The following is a 17,308-nucleotide window of genomic DNA, read 5'->3' as shown; positions in this document are numbered from 1 at the left end:
GCAGAATTATACGCACCTTGTCTCTGGTTTCTCTCTGCGCATGTCCGCTATTACCGCTGAACTTCCCACCGCTGACGACCTTGTCACCCTTGCGCAATCGATCAAGGCGTGGGGCCGTGAGCTCGGTTTTCAGGAAGTCGGCATCTCCGGGCTCGATCTGGCAGAGCACGAGCAGCATCTGCAACGCTGGCTCGAAGCGGGCTATCACGGCGAAATGGACTATATGGCAGCCCATGGCAGCAAACGTTCCCATCCTGAAGAGCTGGTGCCGGGAACGTTGCGGGTAGTATCGCTGCGTATGGACTATCTGCCAGGCGACACGGAAATGGCTCAGCGCCTGACCGAGCCTGAAAAGGCCTACGTGTCCCGCTACGCATTGGGACGCGACTATCACAAGCTGATCCGCAAACGCCTGCAACAACTGGCAGAGCGCATCCAGCAAGCCATCGGTCCGTTTGGTTTCAGGGCCTTCGTCGACAGCGCGCCGGTGCTGGAAAAAGCCATCGCCGAACAGGCCGGGCTGGGCTGGATCGGAAAGAACACGCTGGTGCTCAATCGCAAGGCCGGCAGTTATTTCTTTCTCGGCGAGCTGTTTGTGGACATCCCGCTGCCGGTCGATCCGCCACACGCCACCGAACATTGCGGGCGCTGCACGGCGTGTCTCGACATCTGTCCGACGACAGCCTTTGTCGGTCCTTACGTGCTGGATGCGCGCCGCTGCATCTCCTACCTGACCATCGAGCTGAAGACCTCCATCCCCGAAGAGCTGCGACCTTTGATTGGGAATCGGGTATTCGGCTGTGATGACTGCCAGATCGTCTGCCCCTGGAACCGCTTCGCCCGCCCCACCGACCAGAGCGACTTCCAGCCTCGCCACAATCTGGACAACGCCGGGTTGGCCGAGCTGTTTCTATGGGATGAAGATAAATTTCTGAACAGCACCGAAGGCTCACCCTTGCGACGTGCCGGGTATGAACGCTGGCTGAGAAATCTGGCGGTCGGACTGGGTAATGCACCTTCGACCATTCCGGTGATAGAAGCGCTGGAAGCCCGGCGTGATTATCCATCCGAGATGGTCAGAGAGCATGTGGCGTGGGCGCTGGGCAGGCATGGGCGTTCCTGACGCATGTGCGATCAGTAAAGCCCCCGCACCCACGCGCGTTAGAGCGCCCATCAGATCAAGGCTCATCCTTGTAGACGAACTTGGGCATTTCCCAGTGGAAACGGATCGCCAGCAGGCGCAGCAGCAGGCCGCCGAACAGGGTGATCAGCACGCTTTGTTCGGACGGCAACTCCAGATAACCGCACAGCAGAAAGCACCACGCGGCAAGGAACGAGACGCTGGCGTACAGTTCGCGACGGAAGATCAGCGGAATGTCATTGCAGAAGATATCCCGCAGTATGCCGCCGAACACACCGGTAATCACCCCGCACACCGACGCGATCAGCATGCCGTGCCCGGCTTCCAGCGCAGTCATGCAGCCAATCAATGTGAAGGCCACCAGCCCGAGCGCATCGAGCACCAGAAACAGCGAGCGCAGATGCCGCATCAGCGGGGCGATAAAAATGGTCACCAGCGCCGCAATACTGGTCAGCACCAGGTATTCCGGGTGCTTGACCCAGGTCAGTGGGTAATGGCCGATCAGCACATCACGTACCGAACCGCCACCCAACGCCGTGACGCAGGCGATCAGCACCACGCCGAACCAGTCCATGCCGCGTCGCCCGGCAGACAGTGCGCCGGTCATGGCTTCAGCAGTGATCGCAATCAGGTAAAGCATCAGCAACATGGTGACGACTCGGCGACAAGGGCGCGCAGTTTAACCAGCGCCGTTGTGCGCCGAAAGGCTTATGCACTGAAAGAGTGCAGCGAACATGCATTCGCTGCACTGGCCTCACGTGTTACTTGATGAAGTGCTCGCGGTAAAAGCGCAGTTCGGCAATCGACTCGCGAATGTCGTCCAGCGCCAGGTGCGTACTGCCCTTCTGGAACTTGAGGTTCGGCGACCAGCGCGCGGCCAGTTCCTTGAGCGTGGAGACGTCAAGATTGCGGTAGTGAAAGTAGTGTTCCAGGGTCGGCATATGGCGATACAGGAAGCGACGGTCCTGGCAGATGCTGTTGCCACAGATCGGCGAACTGCGCTCAGGCACCCATTGCATGATGAAGGCCAGAGTCTGCGCCTCGGCATCCGCCATCGTCACCGTGCTTTCACGTACGCGCTGGGTCAGGCCCGAGCCGCCGTGCTGACGGGTATTCCACTCGTCCATTCGCGCCAGCGTCTCATCGCTCTGGTGAATCGCGAGCACCGGACCTTCTGCCAGGGTGTTCAGCTCACTATCGGTGATGATCGTGGCCATTTCGATGATGACATCGGTGTCAGGGTCCAGACCGGTCATTTCCAGGTCGATCCAGATAAGGTTCTGCTTGTTCTGCATATCACGACTCCTCAGCGTAGGCGCGCAGTTTAGCTTACCCGGCCGTGCTAGACTGCCGCCCGATTCAACGTACTGCCTATTCATCTGCTTCATCACATCGGAACACCCATGGCCAAACGCCAACTCAATCGTCGTCAGAACTGGCGCATCGAAAAGATTCAGGGCGAACGTGCTGCCCGCGCCGCGAAACGCGAGTCCGTCGCACTCGAAACGCTCGAAGGCGGTGACCTCGGCCCGGAACAGACCGGCCTGGTGATTGCCCACTTCGGCGTTCAGGTCGAAGTCGAGGCCCAGGAAGGCGATCAGATCGGCCAGGTGTTCCGCTGTCACTTGCGTGCCAACCTGCCCGCACTGGTGACCGGTGATCGCGTGGTCTGGCGCGCCGGCAATCAGGGCATCGGCGTTATCGTCGCCCAACTGCCCCGCACCACCGAACTGTGCCGTCCGGATTCACGCGGCCAGCTCAAGCCGGTGGCAGCCAATGTCGACCTGATCGTCATTGTCTTCGCCCCGATGCCCGAGCCGCACGCCAACCTGATCGACCGTTATCTGGTCGCCGCCGAGCATGCAGGGATTCATCCGCTGTTGCTGCTCAACAAGGCTGACCTGATCGACGAGCAGAACGCTCCTGCGCTCAACGCCTTGCTGGCGGTCTACCGCACACTGGGCTACCCAGTGCTGGAAGTGTCTGCGCATCACGGCGACGGCATGCAGCAGCTGCAGGCGCGCCTGGATGGCCATATCAGCGTGTTCGTGGGTCAGTCCGGCGTGGGCAAGTCCTCGCTGGTCAACAGCCTGCTACCTGAAGTCGGGACGCGTGTCGGCCCGCTGTCGGAGCTTTCCGGTCAGGGCACGCACACCACAACCACTGCGCGACTGTTCCACTTTCCGCGTGGCGGCGACCTCATCGACTCGCCGGGCATCCGTGAGTTCGGACTGGGGCATGTCAGCCGCGCCGACGTGGAGGCGGGCTTCATCGAGTTCAACGACTTGATCGGCACATGCCGTTTCCGCGACTGCAAGCACGACCGCGAACCGGGCTGCGCTCTGCTCAAGGCACTCGAAGACGGGCGCGTTCAGCAGCAACGCATGAACAGCTATCGCTCGATCATCGCCAGCCTGCCGGAAGACAGCTACTGATACCTGTCTGCGCCGACGTTCTGCCGAAAACAAGAATGCCGCGATGATCGCGGCATTTTTGTAGGTGTCAGGACTCAGTTCTGGGTTGGCTCGACCTTCAGCGTGCCCTGATCGAAGATGTTCAGCTTCTGCCGAATCTCATGGGGCTGGGCATAGGCCTGCGGGTCGACCGGCGCTGGTGCCGTCGAAGCGCCAGGCACTGCACCTGGAGCTGCCGGAGCAGCAGGCGCCTGCGGCGCGCCACCGGAGTTTTGAGCACCTTCAATACGCTCCTGAGCCTTTTTGGTCAGCACAACGATATCGATACGGCGGTTCACGGGGTTGGTAGGGTTTTCACGATCATAAAGCGCCGATGAGGCATAACCGACCACGCGTGCCACCTGCGGATCCGGATAACTGCCTGCAACCAGAGCACGGCGCGCAGCGTTGGCCCGGTTGGCCGACAGTTCCCAGTTGCCGAATCCACCATTGCCTACGAACGGCGTGGCATCGGTATGACCGCTGATGCTGATCTTGTTGGGCACACTTTTGATGGTGTCAGCCATCGCCAGCAGAATGTCCTCGAAGTAAGGCTTCAAGCGCGCACTGCCGGAATCGAACATCGGCCGGTTGTCAGCATCCATGATCTGGATGCGCAGACCGTCCTGCGTGATCTCGAACAGAATCTGGTCCTTGAACTTCTGCAGTTGCGGGTTCTCTTCGACCTTGTTCTGCAATTCCTGCAGAAGCATTTCGAGACGTTCCTGCTCGACCTCTTCAGCCTTGGATTCCGAGGTGTCGGACTCTATCGGCACCGTATCCGGCGAAGGCGTGGTCTTCACTTCAGGGTTGAGCGTCTGGTTGGGCGACATTTCCGGCGAGCCGCCCAGGTCGATCACGTAGGGCGAACCACTGTCTGAGAACCCGACCGGGTCCTTGAAGTAACCGGCCACGGCAATCAACTGCTCGGGCGTGGCGGACGACATCAGCCACAGCACCAGAAAGAACGCCATCATTGCCGTCGCGAAGTCGGCAAAGGCGATTTTCCAGGCCCCGCCGTGATGCCCCCCACCGAAGCGCTTGACGCGCTTGATGATTATCGGCTGATTATTTTCCATGGCTTAGCGACCGCGAACCGCTTGTTCCAGCTCACTGAAGCTGGGGCGATGCAGCGGGTATAGAACCTTGCGACCGAACTCGACGGCCAGCGAAGGCGGCATGCCGGAGGCCGAGGCTACCAGAGAAGCCTTGATGCATTCGTAGACGTTCATTTCTTCCTTGGCATCGTGAGCCAGGGAAGTGGCCAGAGGACCGAAGAAACCATAAGCCGCGAGAATACCGAAGAAGGTACCCACCAGCGCCGCACCTACGTGCATGCCGATGGCCGCCTTGTCGCCCGACCCCAGGGACGCCATGGTCACTACGATACCCAGTACCGCTGCGACGATACCGAAACCGGGCATGCCGTCGGCAATACCGGTGATGGCGTGCGACGGATGCTCGAGCTCTTCCTTCATGCTCAGCAGTTCCATGTCGAACAGGCCTTCCAGCTCGTGGGGAGCCATGTTGCCCGAGGACATGATGCGCAGGTAATCGCAGATGTACGCTGTCATGCGCTCATCTTTCAATACACCCGGATATTTGGCGAAGATGGGGCTTGCGGCCGGTTCTTCGATATCCCCTTCAATCGCCATCATGCCTTCGCGACGGCTCTTGTTGAGGATCTCGTAAACCAGCCCCAGCACCTCAAGGTAATAGGCGTGGGTGAAGCGTGTGCCGAACATCTTCAGCGACTTCTTGAACACGTGCATGGTCATGTGGCCGGGGTTGGCCTGCAGAAATGCACCCAGCGCAGCACCGCCGATGATCAACACCTCGTAGGGCTGAAACAGGGCCATGATCTTGCCGTGAGACAGGACGTATCCGCCGAGGACACTCGCGAAAACGACAATGATGCCGATAATTTTAGCCATAGGAGAAAATACTTTACTGAGTCGGGTTCAGGGACAGTCCGGAAGTTCTTGAAACTCTTCTTCTCCTTATCGGCCTAACTGGGCCAGACTATAGGCAGTTCTTGCTAAAAAACCAGTTCCGCCCGGAATCGCGGGATCGAAAAAGGCTGTTACGCCCCAGAACGCTGGCAGCCTCCCAGCTCGAAAATCAGCTGCACAGGGCATCGAATGTCGACAACGCATGTTCCACATCCGCCGGTTCCAAAGACGCTTGAATCCTGGGTCAGACTGCTCGACGGCGTCGATCTGCCCGTGCCTGCAGCCAACCACGACCGGGTTCGTGCAGCACTCAATGACAGCCGCCGCTCGTTGCGTGAAATTGCGGAAATGATGCAGGAAAGTCCTGCGCTGGTACTCAGCGTAATGCGTGAGGCCAACCACCACACGCATGGCATCACTGAACAGGCCGAAAGCCTGGAAATCGCGATCAACCGGCTGGGGCTGGCGCGTACTGAAGTGCTGCTGGGTCGTTTGCCGGCCAAGCCGCCCGAAGAAATTCCGGCGGCATTCCGTCAGTTGATCCTGATCAGTCAGCACGCCACGCAGCAGGCCAACGGGCTGTTCGCCAGCCGTCTGGCGCGACTGTGGCAGGACATTCATCTGGGCAGCCTGTTGTTTCTGGCACCGCTCTGGCCTATGGCGCTTGCCTATCCAAAGCTGCTTGAGGAACTGGAGCTGCGGGTCATTCACAAAGGCCATTCCAGCATTGCCGTCGAGAAGGAACTGTTCGGCGTCAACCTGCTGGAACTGGCGCTGGCGCTGGCCGAATTCTGGCGCCTGCCGGTCTGGGTGACCCGTGGCTATAAACTGCTGCTCAACGAGCGGCGTGATCTGGTCAAGGTGCTGCGGATCGCGCGCGAAGATCAGGATCCGCTGTTGCAACAGCAGCTGATGGATGCCGACCCCAGCCTGCGTCGCTGGCTCAATCAGCCCGCCAATACCGTACTGCTGGGCAACGGACTGGCGCTGGCTGCGCAGCACGCATGGAACAGTCCGCACTGCCTGCGCTGGGAGCGACTCACCAGCCTGTACCTGCAGCAGCCTCTGGATGACGTGCAGCAGCAGGCCCACCAGAATGCGGCCAGCAGCGCACGCCATCACAGCGAAAAGGATCTGTGGCATCCGGCCGAATCGCTGATCTGGCCGTGGGATGCGCGCCGCGTAAGGCGAGACAACGAACCAGCGCCGCCGCCCTCGGCCGACGCCCTGCTGCTCTGGCGCAAGCAATGCGCCGAACTGCTGCAGGAACCGACGCCGTTTATCAATGCCATGCACTTGACCACGTCTGCACGCGAAGCGCTTGTCGCCTGCGGGATGCAAAGGGTCATGCTGCTGATGATGGACAAGACCGGAACAGCGCTACGCGTGCATCAGTCTGCAGGACTGCCGCCCGAGGCTGCAGCGATGCAGCTTTTCGTGAAGGAAAGCACCGTGCTGCAGCGGCTTCTGACCCAGCCGACACAGTTGCGCATGACACCTGCCAACATCGCCCAGTTTTCTGCCCTGCTGCCTGCACCGCTCAAGTCGCTGTTCAGCGGTCAGCACTGGCTGATTCGCTCCCTGAGCAGCAACGGCAAAGTCATGATGCTGGTGGTCGCTGATCAGGGCGGCGGTGCACTGTCGGAAATTTCCGTTCAGGCATTCGGAAAAACCGCGCAATGCATTGAACGCGCGCTGGGCATCTTTAGTCATCGCAAAGCCTGAGGCCTGGCGTACAATTCGCATCTTTCTTTTCATCGGAGGCTGCAAATGTCCGTATTCGCTGGCTTACCGTTGGTCATCGAGCCCAACGATCTGCTTGAGCGCCTTGATGCCCCGGAACTGATTCTGGTGGATCTGACCAGCAGCGCTCGCTACGACGCAGGGCATATCCCTGGCGCTCGCTTCGTTGATCCCAAGCGCACTCAACTCGGCCAGCCACCTGCGCCCGGCCTGCTGCCCGCGCACTCCGATCTGGAAAAGCTGTTCGGCGAACTGGGCCACAACCCCGATGCCGTCTATGTTGTCTATGACGACGAAGGCGGCGGTTGGGCCGGACGCTTCATCTGGTTGCTGGACGTGATCGACCATCATCGCTATCACTACGTGGACGGCGGCCTGCTGGCCTGGGAAGCCCAGTCACTGCCGCTGACCCGGGACGTTCCGCCAATGGCGGGCGGCCCGGTTGCGCTAAAGCTGCACGACGAGCCGACGGCGACCCGCGAATACCTGCAAAGCCGACTGGGTGCTGCCGATCTGGCCATCTGGGATGCACGCGGACCCACCGAATACTCGGGTGAAAAAGTACTGGCGGCCAAGGCCGGGCATGTACCGGGCGCCGTCAACTTCGAATGGACGGCTGGCATGGACAAGGCACGCCACCTGCGCATTCGCGATGACATGCCACAGATTCTGCAGGACCTGGGCATCACAGCCGACAAGGAAGTGATTACCCACTGCCAGACCCATCACCGCTCCGGCTTCACCTATCTGGTGGCCAAGGCGCTGGGCTATCCCCGGGTCAAGGCGTATGCCGGCTCGTGGGGCGAATGGGGCAACCACCCGGACACGCCTGTCGAAAAATGACCAGGGCCGTGCTCATTTTTTCGAGCACCGCCCGTTTTCTTATCAAGTTCAGGAATACCCATGAAAGATCGCTTGTTTATCCTCAGTCAGTACCTGTTGCCGCATCATCTGTTGTCCCGTATTGCCGGTCTGGTTGCCGAATGCCGCGTGACCTGGTTCAAGAACGCCTTCACCGCCTGGTTCGTTCGCCGCTATCAGGTCGACATGTCGCAGGCACTGGTCGAAGACCTGACCGCTTACGAGCACTTCAATGCCTTCTTCACTCGCGCATTGAAAGCCGATGCCCGCCCGCTGGACAACACGCCGGGCGCCGTGCTTTCGCCTGCCGATGGCACCATCAGCCAGTTGGGCTCGATCGATCACGGCCGCATCTTCCAGGCCAAGGGTCACAGCTTCAGCGTACTTGAACTGCTGGGCGGCGATCCAAAACTGTCCGCGCCGTTCATGGGCGGCGAGTTCGCCACTGTTTATCTGTCGCCGAAGGACTACCATCGCGTGCATATGCCTCTGGCCGGCACGCTGCGTGAAATGGTTTATGTGCCTGGCCGTATTTTCTCGGTCAACCAGACCACGGCCGAAAACGTTCCGGAGCTGTTTGCCCGCAACGAGCGCGTTGTCTGCCTGTTCGATACCGAGCGCGGCCCGATGGCTGTCGTACTGGTCGGCGCGATGATCGTTGCGTCGGTCGAAACGGTCTGGGCCGGGCTGGTCACGCCACCGAAGCGCGAACTGAAGACATTCAGCTACGACGAAGCCGCACGTGCACCGATCCATCTGGAAAAAGGCGCCGAGATGGGTCGCTTCAAGCTGGGTTCCACAGCCATCGTGCTGTTCGGACCGAATCAGGTGAAGTGGGCCGAACAGTTGAGCGCCCTCTCCAAGGTTCAGATGGGGCAGGCGCTCGGCGCTGCGAAGCAAACCACCGAGGCTTGATGGCTTCAGGCCATAATAGCTGCGTGGTTGCACCGATACTGGTAGAGTCACAGCATCGGTGCGTAAGGATACGTTGCACTTTTTCAGTGGCACCGGGTCCACATCCTCCTACCGAAGGATGTGGCTCATTGCCAGCATGGAGTCACCGTCCGGGCCAGAGAGTCGTTGGAGTTCACCTGTCACATGAGTAATTTGAGCCTTCCTCTGTTGTTGCGTGCCCCCACGCCAACGCAGTCGAGCCTGTCATTCAGTGAACCCACGCCCCGCGACCTCAAACGCTGGATCTCCCGACTGCCCAAGGCAAACCTCGGTGAAATGGCCCGTCAGTTGTATCAGGGGCTCAGCGAGCTCAACCAACTGATCACCCCAAGCGACAATCGCCTGCAGATGCTGGAATTGTTGCGCCCCGAAGTCTATTTCGTCTGCAAGCACCTCGAACGGCACTTTCTCAATCAGGCCATCGTGCTCGATGAGCGCCCGCGCAAGGTCGCCAATCTTTGTCAGGCGCTGCAAAACCATCTGGCAACCGGCTACAAACAGGTCATCCAGCAGATCGCCCCGCGCTTCAGCAAGGACCAGAGCACGATGCTCGCCACGGCGTTGCAGCGGGCTCTGCATGGCCTGAATGGTCCCCTGATTCGTGCCAATCAACTGTATTGCCCGGTGCAGGAAGGCCTCTGGCTCGAACTGCACCAGCTCTACCAGATTGCCCGTCAGTTCCAGTTGCATCGCACCCAGGTAGATGAACCTCTGGCGCATCACACCCGCACGCTCAGCGCAGAGCAGACCTACGTGATCGCGCTGTTGATGGGGTGTTCGCGCTGCAATCAGATGCGCCAGCTGAACATCGGCAAGCTGGCCGACGCGCTTGAAACGTGGAGCGCACTGGTGACGCTGCAGGTGCCCGCCGACGAGCACAGCCTGCTGGCTCTGGACCCTGCCAGCGACAAGCCACCGCTGTACCGGACGCTGTTTACCGACGAACAAATGCCCAGGATGCTGGGGATTCAGCCGCTGGCGCTGGCGGATGCAATCAATCATTACCTCGCTCTGCCGGCCGATCAGCGCGGTCCTGCCAAGCTGCTCATTCCCACCGGCGTCAACACCGACCTGCTGCAACACCTGGCAGCGGCCTGGGGTGATGTGGCCGAGCGAACCTTCCAGCGCACGGTAGGCCAGGGCACGCTGAAACTGTGCATCGGCATGAGCGCAGTCCATTACTACGTCGCCGGGCAGAAGTCGTTCAGCGAACTGTTGCAACTGAATGCGACCAGCCATATTGCCGATTTCGCGCTCAAGGTGGTCAACGAGAACGACGACGATCCCTGGTCGTCCGCGTTCGATACCCAGCGCGGCAATACCTCATCGGTTCTGCTGCCCTACGAAGAAATCGAATACCAGAAGTCAGACGCCGATGGCGACTCCGCCTCCAACGCACAGCGCACGTTTCCGACTTTTGACGTGAACATCGTCAACCACAGTCCGGGCGGTTACTGCCTGGCGTGGCAGAAGGACGTGCCGCAGCAGCTGCAGGCCGGCGAGCTGGTGGGTATTCAGGATGATTCCGGGCAGGGCTGGAGTATCGCCATCGTGCGCTGGGTCAGGCAGGTGCGCAGCGGCGGCACGCAGATGGGCATCGAGTTGATCGCGCCCTTTGCCCAGCCATGCGGCATGCAACTGATCCGTGAATCGCAGAACAGCCAGTACCTGCGTACCCTGATGCTGCCGGAAGTACGGGCGATGGACAAACCTGCCACCGTGCTTGCACCTCGCCTGCCGTTTCAGGACGACAGCAAGGTCATGATCAACGTCAATGGCGAAGAGCGGCGCGCGACACTGAGCAATCGCCGCATCAGCAGCGCCAGCTACAACCAGTTCGAATATCAGATCTACGACGCGCCCAAGGCAGCCGAGAGCGAAAAACCCAAACCGGGGCAGGAGTTCGACTCGCTGTGGGGCTCGCTGTAACGGCCGCGATCACTTACGCAATCACGGCCGTACATTGCGATTTCAGCGGCTGGCTTCGCGGTCGCGAAAACCCAACAGATACAGAACGCCATCCAGACCCAGCGTCGAGATCGCCTGTTTGGCTGACTGCTTGACCAGAGGCTTGGCGCGGAAAGCCACGCCCAGCCCGGCAATCGCCAGCATCGGCAGGTCGTTGGCTCCGTCGCCCACGGCGATGGTCTGCTCAAGACTCAAGCCTTCCTTGTGCGCCAGCTCACGCAGCAGGTCGGCCTTGCGTTTGGCATCGACGATCGGCTCGACGGCCACACCCGTGACCTTGCCATCTTCCACTGCCAGTTCGTTGGCAAACACATAATCGATGCCCAGCTTCGCCTGAAGCTGCTTGGCAAAGTAGGTGAAGCCGCCCGAGAGAATCGCAGTCTTGTAACCCAGACGCTTGAGTTCCGCGAACAGGGTTTCGGCACCTTCAGTGAGACGCAGCGACGCACCGATCTCGTCCAGTACGCTGACGTCCAGCCCTTTGAGCAACGCGAGACGCTCCTTGAAGCTGGCACTGAAATCCAGTTCGCCACGCATGGCGCGTTCGGTGATTTCGGACACCTGTTCGCCAACACCCGCAGCCTTGGCCAGCTCGTCGATCACTTCGGCTTCGATCAGGGTCGAGTCCATGTCGAAGACCGCCAGCCGGCGATTACGACGAAACAGCGAATCCTGCTGGAACGCGATATCGACGTTCAGGTCCTGCGCGACGGCGAGAAACTCCGCCTGCATGGCCTTCATATCTCCGGGTTCGCCACGAACGGAGAACTCGATGCAGCCCTTGCCCTTGTCGGCTGGCGTATCGAGGGGCATGCGGCCGGACAGGCGATCGATCTGGTCGATGTTCAGACCGTATTTGGCTGTGATGGAACTCACACATTGCAATTGCTCGGCCGTCACCTTGCGGGTCAGCAGCGTCACGATATGACGCGCCTTGCCCTGACCTTCGACCCAGTGCTGATAATCCTCTTCGGACACCGCCGTGAAGCGCACCTGCTGGTCCAGCTTGTAGGCCGTGAACAGGATGTCCTTGAGCACGGAAGAACCTTGCTCGGTACCCGGAATTTCAACCAGCATGCCGAACGACAGTGTGTCGTGGATCACCGCCTGACCAATATCGAGAATGTTCACGCCACCCTGGGCGAGGACGCCGGTGATGGCCGCAGTGAGACCGGGACGGTCTACACCGGTGATGTTAATCAGGACGATTTCGCGCAAGGCGCACCCCCGCAGTGGAAAAAAACCGCATTCTAACCACTTTCAGTGACCACCGGGCACAGGCAGCGCTTTGCCGCTACAAGGTCGGTCGTTATACTGCCCGGCAACTTCACCGAAAGAGCCGTGCTCTGTGAACCGGCCCACGCCCGTTAAAACCGATAATTTCTTCCTGCTCATCTTTCGTGCCCTGCGTCATCGCCGTGTACCGATCGCTTTGCGCATTGCCAGCCATAACGTGATCCTGGTCGCGTTGGCGTTGGTGATCTACGCCGGTGTCATGGGTCTGCAGTTCAAGCAGGCCATGCATGAACAGGCTGACGCACTGGGACAGGCCCTGACGACCCAGACCGCCACCTCGGCTACCGAGCTGTTGGTGTCCAACGACATCCTCAGTCTCAACGTGCTGCTGGGTAATCTGGTCAAGAACCCGCTGGTGGCGCATGCCGCGATCTATAGCGTGGACAACCGCATCCTTGCCGAAGCCGGCCAGCGCCCGAAAAACGGGCTCCTGGGTGAAGCCCAGGGTCTGTACGAAATCAAGATCACGTTCCAGGACGTGATGGCGGGCCACCTGCGTATCAGCCTCGACATGTCGCAGTTTCAGCAGCCGATGACCATCAGCCTGCAAAGCATGGGCATCCTGGCGGGCATTCTGCTGGCGCTCGCGCTGGCCCTGAGTCTGCGTCTGGGTCGCCACATCTCTACGCCATTGATGCAGATGCGTATCTGGCTGCGCGATATCGATCCCTACACGCCGGCAACTGATCGCCAGGATGAAATCGGTGATCTGGCGCGTCAGTTGCGCACGTCTTTCGCCCCGCCCGTTCCAGAGCCTGAGCCGGTGCCGGAACCCGAGTACGAAGAGGAAGACGAAGGCGACGATCCTTATCTGGAGCCGGATGAAAAGCCGAGCCCCTCTTTCTCTGCGCGCGATACCGCGCCTGTGGCCAAGCCTCGACTGCCTGCGCCACCTGTTCAACGCCGTATCGTTGCCGAGGAAGATGAAGATGACGACGGCGATGATCCGTTTGCCGAGTTGCGTGACACGTCCGAAAGTGCCAGCTCCGCGCCCGTCGCCCGCCCTATTGCAGCGCCCGTGGTATCGAGTGAACCTCAGCACAGCGCCGTTCTGGCAGTACAGCTGGGCGCGCAGGACCAACTGCGTCGCCTGCCTCGTGCCCGTCTGACTGAACTGCTGCAGCGCTACCGCGACTGCCTTGATCAAGCCGCCTCGCTGTACGAGAGCGAACTGCACACCCTGAACGATGGCAGCACGCTGATGCTGTTCCACAGCCAGGAAAGCGGCGACGACTACCTGACCAATGCCATCTGCTGCGGCGAACTGCTGCGTGCACTGAGTCATGCCCTGCAGATCGAGGTGGCCGACAGCGGCATCACCTTGCAGCTGCAACTGGGCCTGACGCTGGGTGAAGGCCTGGGCGGTCTGAGTCAGATCGACCTGTTGCTGACTGAAACCGCGCAGGACGCACTCGCGCTGTCGCAACACAGCCGCAACCTGCTGCTGGTTGAGCGCAAGATCAACGACGACCCCCTGATCCGTCAACGCGCCCGCATCCGCCCTATCGCAAGCCCGGAAGGTGCCTGCTGTGTAGAACGCCTGATGGAGCCCTACCCGTCCATGCTGGAGCGTCAACTGGCGCGCATGCACGAGACGAACAAGGCCTGACGCACACCCGCTGATCGCGCCCACGCTCCGCGCTCAGCGTTATACACAAGTCTGCCTCAACACTGATCGTGCCCATCGCTCCGCGTGGGCATGCATCCCGTGACGCTCTGCGTCACAGCAGGCGCTGATCGCGCTCAGGATAACGCCCAACAAAAAGCCCGCATCGCTGCGGGCTTTTTGTTGGCTGCACCTTAAAAGCGAAACACTTCAAGGTCAGTGCGTATCGGTGAAGCCATCGGAATTCTAGGCTTGTCGGCCTCTTTGGCGCGGGCCACAGGGGCTTTCTTCGGTTCTTCGAGCGGCTGCCAGGAAATCGGCTTGATGGCCGTGCTGACCTGGTCGGCCAGGCGCTGCAGCAACATGCCTTGCGCCTTGACCTGATCGGCCGAGCTGCCCGCATGGACCTGCTCAAGGTGCACCAGTCGGCTGTCGCGCACGTGTCCCTTGCGGTCCAGCAAACGCCATTGCGCATCCAGCACCGCAGGCTGCTTTGCACCGGAATCAAGGCGGGTAATCGACAACACCACCTGAACATCAGGCGAGAAGTTGGCAACTGCCGGGGCCAGCACGACGCGCTGACTGTCCAGTTTCCAGGCCAGTTGACGCAGCAATAATTGATCGATATCCGACGACAGATTTCCCGCCCAGCGCCCATCGGGCGAAGCGGTCAGGGTGCCGTCAGGCTGTCGTTGCAGAAGGGTTTCGCGTTGCAGGTAGTCGGCCACCGAAACAGGGCCCAGCAAGACTGCCAGACCACTACTCTGTTTCGGCTGACCAGGCTCACCGCTGTCGAGTTGATAAAGCGCGGTCGGCTGGTGCACGCTGCAGCCAGCCAGACCCAGGACGCCGGTCATCAACAGGACAAGGGGAAGGCGTAGAAAATTCATCATCCCATCCAGGTGGCTGCCCCTCGGGAAGCCACAGTATAAGTACTTTCCAGACCCATGCAGGCACTGCGCCACGCTTGCGCCCCAAGACCCCATATCATCCGTGAATATTCGCCATGACTCCAGCGATTATGCATCGTACTTCATGGCAAAACGAAGAACACCCGCGTCAGATCAATGTTTTCAGCCATTTTCCACCAACAGGGCATCGACTCGCTGGAAGCCGCGCGGGAGTTTATTGCCGCGACGGCCGCGCTCGCCCTTGTAATGTTCCAGATCCTCGGGCTTGAGCGACAGCGTGCGTTTGCCTGCCTGAAGCACCAGCGTAGCGCCCTGTGCGATGACTGCAAGATCGGTGACGTATTCTTCACGACTGGCCACCCGCTCTCCGGGAATGCCGATGATCTTGTTGCCCTTGCCCTTGCCCAGTTGCGGCAGGTCGCTGATCTTGAACACCAGCAGACGGCCTTCAGTCGTCACTGCCGCCAGCCAGTTCTGCTCGCGGTCAGTCACCGGCCGAGGCAGGATGACTTTCGCGCCATTCGGCAGGCTCAGCAACGCTTTGCCCGCCTTGTTCTTGGCCTGCAGATCCTCACCCTTCACGACGAACCCGTATCCGGCGTCGGAGGCGATCACGTACAGCGACTCATCGTCAGGCAGCAGCACGCATTCAAACGTCGCACCGGGCGGCGGTTGCAGCTTGCCGGTCAGCGGCTCGCCCTGTCCGCGCGCAGACGGCAAGGTGTGTGCGGCAACCGAATAGCTGCGCCCGGTCGAGTCGATGAACACCGCAAACTGATTGGAGCGCCCGATGGCTGACGTCTTGAAGCCATCGCCCGCCTTATAGGAAAGCCCCGTTGCGTCGATGTCATGCCCTTTGGCACAACGCACCCAACCTTTCTCGGAGAGCACTACGGTGACTGGCTCGGTCGGCATCAACTCGTTTTCGGACAGCGCCTTGGCTTCGGCACGCGCTACGATAGGCGAGCGACGATCATCGCCATAGGTTTCGGCATCAGCGATCAGCTCGGCACGCACCAGCTTGCGCAGCTTGGACTCGCTGCCCAGCAGCGCCTGAAGCTTGGCCTGCTCCTTGCGCAACGCATCCTGCTCGCTGCGCAGCTTCATCTCTTCCAGGCGCGCCAATTGACGCAAACGGGTATCGAGAATGTAGTCGGCCTGAATTTCCGACAGATCGAAGCGTGCAATCAGCTCGGCCTTGGGATGTTCGGCCGTACGGATGATGTGAATGACTTCATCGAGGTTCAGGTAAGCGGTAAGCAAACCATCCAACAGGTGCAGACGATGCTCGACCTTGTCCAGACGGAACTGCAGACGACGGCGCACCGTTCCGATACGGAAGGTCAGCCACTCGCTGAGCAGTGTCTTGAGATTCTTGAGCTGCGGCTTGCCGTCCAGACCGATGATGTTGATGTTGACCCGGTAGCTGGATTCCAGCTCGGTGGTCGCGAACAGGTGCTGCATCAACTCGTCGAGTTCGACGCGGTTGGAGCGTGGAATGATCACGATGCGGCACGGGTTCTCGTGGTCCGACTCGTCACGCAGGTCGGCCACCATCGGCAGTTTCTTGGCCTGCATCTGGGCAGCGATCTGCTCCAGCACCTTGGCACCGGAGACCTGATGCGGCAGCGAGGTGACCACGATGTCGCCGTCTTCGATGCGATAAACCGCACGCATCCGTACCGAACCGCGACCGGTTTCATAGATTTTCAGCAGGTCGGCACGAGGCGTGATGATTTCCGCTTCGGTCGGGTAATCCGGCCCCAGAATGTGCTCGCACAGCTCCTGAATGGTCGCCTTTGGCTCGTCCAGCAAGTGAACACAGGCGCTGGCGACTTCGCGCAGGTTATGCGGCGGTACGTCGGTTGCCATGCCCACGGCGATACCCGTGGTGCCATTGAGCAGAATGTTCGGCAAACGCGCAGGCAAGACAGCCGGCTCGTCCAGCGTGCCGTCAAAGTTCGGCACCCAGTCCGCCGTGCCCTGCCCCAGTTCGCTGAGCAGCACCTCGGAATAGCGCGACAGGCGCGCCTCGGTGTAACGCATGGCCGCGAAGGACTTGGGATCGTCCGGCGCACCCCAGTTGCCCTGGCCGTCCACCAGCGTGTAGCGATAGCTGAACGGCTGGGCCATCAGCACCATGGCTTCGTAGCAGGCCGAATCGCCGTGCGGGTGGAATTTACCGAGCACGTCACCGACCGTACGCGCCGACTTCTTGTGCTTGGCATCCGCACCCAGGCCCAGCTCGCTCATGGCGTAGATGATACGGCGCTGTACAGGCTTCAGACCGTCGCCGATGTGCGGCAGGGCACGGTCCATGATCACGTACATGGAATAGTTGAGGTAGGCCTGTTCGGTGAAGTCAGCCAGCGAGCGGCGTTCTACGCCATCCAGGCTGAGGTCAAGGGAGTCGCTCATGCGGG

At 60.4% G+C, this 17,308-nt stretch carries 14 protein-coding genes; 7 read left to right on the top strand and 7 right to left on the bottom strand.

Annotation, left to right across the window (positions count from 1 at the left end; all coding sequences use genetic code 11):
- The first annotated feature begins 40 nt into the window (after positions 1 to 40).
- Positions 41 to 1,123, top strand: a complete 1,083-nt coding sequence (gene queG, locus AC0IXS_RS17630; RefSeq protein ID WP_057409331.1) for a tRNA epoxyqueuosine(34) reductase QueG — start codon at positions 41 to 43, stop codon at positions 1,121 to 1,123.
- Between the two features lie 55 nt (positions 1,124 to 1,178).
- Here queG and AC0IXS_RS17625 read toward each other — a convergent pair whose 3' ends face one another.
- Together AC0IXS_RS17625 and orn are read right to left on the bottom strand one after the other, a co-directional pair.
- On the bottom strand, positions 1,179 to 1,790 hold the full coding sequence (locus tag AC0IXS_RS17625) for a trimeric intracellular cation channel family protein (protein WP_004883552.1): 612 nt from the start codon (positions 1,788 to 1,790) through the stop codon (positions 1,179 to 1,181).
- A 112-nt stretch (positions 1,791 to 1,902) separates the two neighbouring features.
- A complete protein-coding gene (gene orn / locus AC0IXS_RS17620) occupies positions 1,903 to 2,436 on the bottom strand; it encodes an oligoribonuclease (RefSeq protein ID WP_004883550.1) in 534 nt (177 codons plus the stop codon).
- Positions 2,437 to 2,544: 108 nt separating this feature from the next.
- Between orn and rsgA the strand changes: the two genes are divergently transcribed.
- Positions 2,545 to 3,576, top strand: a complete 1,032-nt coding sequence (gene rsgA / locus AC0IXS_RS17615; protein ID WP_122668001.1) for a small ribosomal subunit biogenesis GTPase RsgA — start codon at positions 2,545 to 2,547, stop codon at positions 3,574 to 3,576.
- 74 nt (positions 3,577 to 3,650) lie between these two features.
- Here rsgA and motB read toward each other — a convergent pair whose 3' ends face one another.
- Both motB and motA read right to left on the bottom strand, forming a co-directional pair.
- Complete coding sequence (motB, locus tag AC0IXS_RS17610; RefSeq protein WP_096767863.1) at positions 3,651 to 4,673, bottom strand: flagellar motor protein MotB; 1,023 nt, start codon at positions 4,671 to 4,673, stop codon at positions 3,651 to 3,653.
- A gap of 3 nt (positions 4,674 to 4,676) precedes the next feature.
- Positions 4,677 to 5,528, bottom strand: a complete 852-nt coding sequence (gene motA, locus AC0IXS_RS17605) for a flagellar motor stator protein MotA (protein WP_004883544.1) — start codon at positions 5,526 to 5,528, stop codon at positions 4,677 to 4,679.
- Between the two features lie 207 nt (positions 5,529 to 5,735).
- On the opposite strand from motA, the gene AC0IXS_RS17600 reads away from it, so the two are divergent.
- The 4 genes from AC0IXS_RS17600 to AC0IXS_RS17585 all read left to right on the top strand — a co-directional run bounded on the left by AC0IXS_RS17600 (position 5,736) and on the right by AC0IXS_RS17585 (position 11,033).
- A complete protein-coding gene (locus AC0IXS_RS17600) occupies positions 5,736 to 7,271 on the top strand; it encodes an HDOD domain-containing protein (RefSeq protein ID WP_057410809.1) in 1,536 nt (511 codons plus the stop codon).
- Between the two features lie 45 nt (positions 7,272 to 7,316).
- On the top strand, positions 7,317 to 8,132 hold the full coding sequence (gene rhdA, locus AC0IXS_RS17595; RefSeq protein WP_137216325.1) for a thiosulfate sulfurtransferase: 816 nt from the start codon (positions 7,317 to 7,319) through the stop codon (positions 8,130 to 8,132).
- A 54-nt stretch (positions 8,133 to 8,186) separates the two neighbouring features.
- Positions 8,187 to 9,065, top strand: a complete 879-nt coding sequence (gene asd / locus AC0IXS_RS17590) for an archaetidylserine decarboxylase (protein ID WP_161987309.1) — start codon at positions 8,187 to 8,189, stop codon at positions 9,063 to 9,065.
- 183 nt (positions 9,066 to 9,248) lie between these two features.
- Positions 9,249 to 11,033, top strand: coding sequence for a hypothetical protein (locus AC0IXS_RS17585; RefSeq protein ID WP_057410814.1), 1,785 nt, complete (start codon positions 9,249 to 9,251; stop codon positions 11,031 to 11,033).
- Between the two features lie 42 nt (positions 11,034 to 11,075).
- Here AC0IXS_RS17585 and serB read toward each other — a convergent pair whose 3' ends face one another.
- The gene (gene serB / locus AC0IXS_RS17580) at positions 11,076 to 12,290 is read right to left on the bottom strand and encodes a phosphoserine phosphatase SerB (protein WP_043304990.1); all 1,215 of its coding nucleotides are present in this window, start codon (positions 12,288 to 12,290) and stop codon (positions 11,076 to 11,078) included.
- 130 nt (positions 12,291 to 12,420) lie between these two features.
- Between serB and AC0IXS_RS17575 the strand changes: the two genes are divergently transcribed.
- Positions 12,421 to 13,977, top strand: a complete 1,557-nt coding sequence (locus tag AC0IXS_RS17575; protein WP_057410807.1) for a HAMP domain-containing protein — start codon at positions 12,421 to 12,423, stop codon at positions 13,975 to 13,977.
- Between the two features lie 191 nt (positions 13,978 to 14,168).
- On the opposite strand, the gene AC0IXS_RS17570 is transcribed toward AC0IXS_RS17575, so the two are convergent.
- Together AC0IXS_RS17570 and parC are read right to left on the bottom strand one after the other, a co-directional pair.
- Positions 14,169 to 14,864: a PqiC family protein gene (locus AC0IXS_RS17570; RefSeq protein ID WP_025993167.1), complete on the bottom strand. Its 696-nt coding sequence runs from the start codon at positions 14,862 to 14,864 to the stop codon at positions 14,169 to 14,171.
- Between the two features lie 183 nt (positions 14,865 to 15,047).
- Positions 15,048 to 17,303: a DNA topoisomerase IV subunit A gene (gene parC / locus AC0IXS_RS17565; protein ID WP_004883528.1), complete on the bottom strand. Its 2,256-nt coding sequence runs from the start codon at positions 17,301 to 17,303 to the stop codon at positions 15,048 to 15,050.
- Positions 17,304 to 17,308 lie beyond the last annotated feature (5 nt).

This window comes from Pseudomonas sp. AC016, assembly GCF_979253365.1.
The sequence above is the reverse complement of the archived record's forward strand: the minus strand, read 5'-3'. Positions and strand labels throughout refer to the sequence as shown.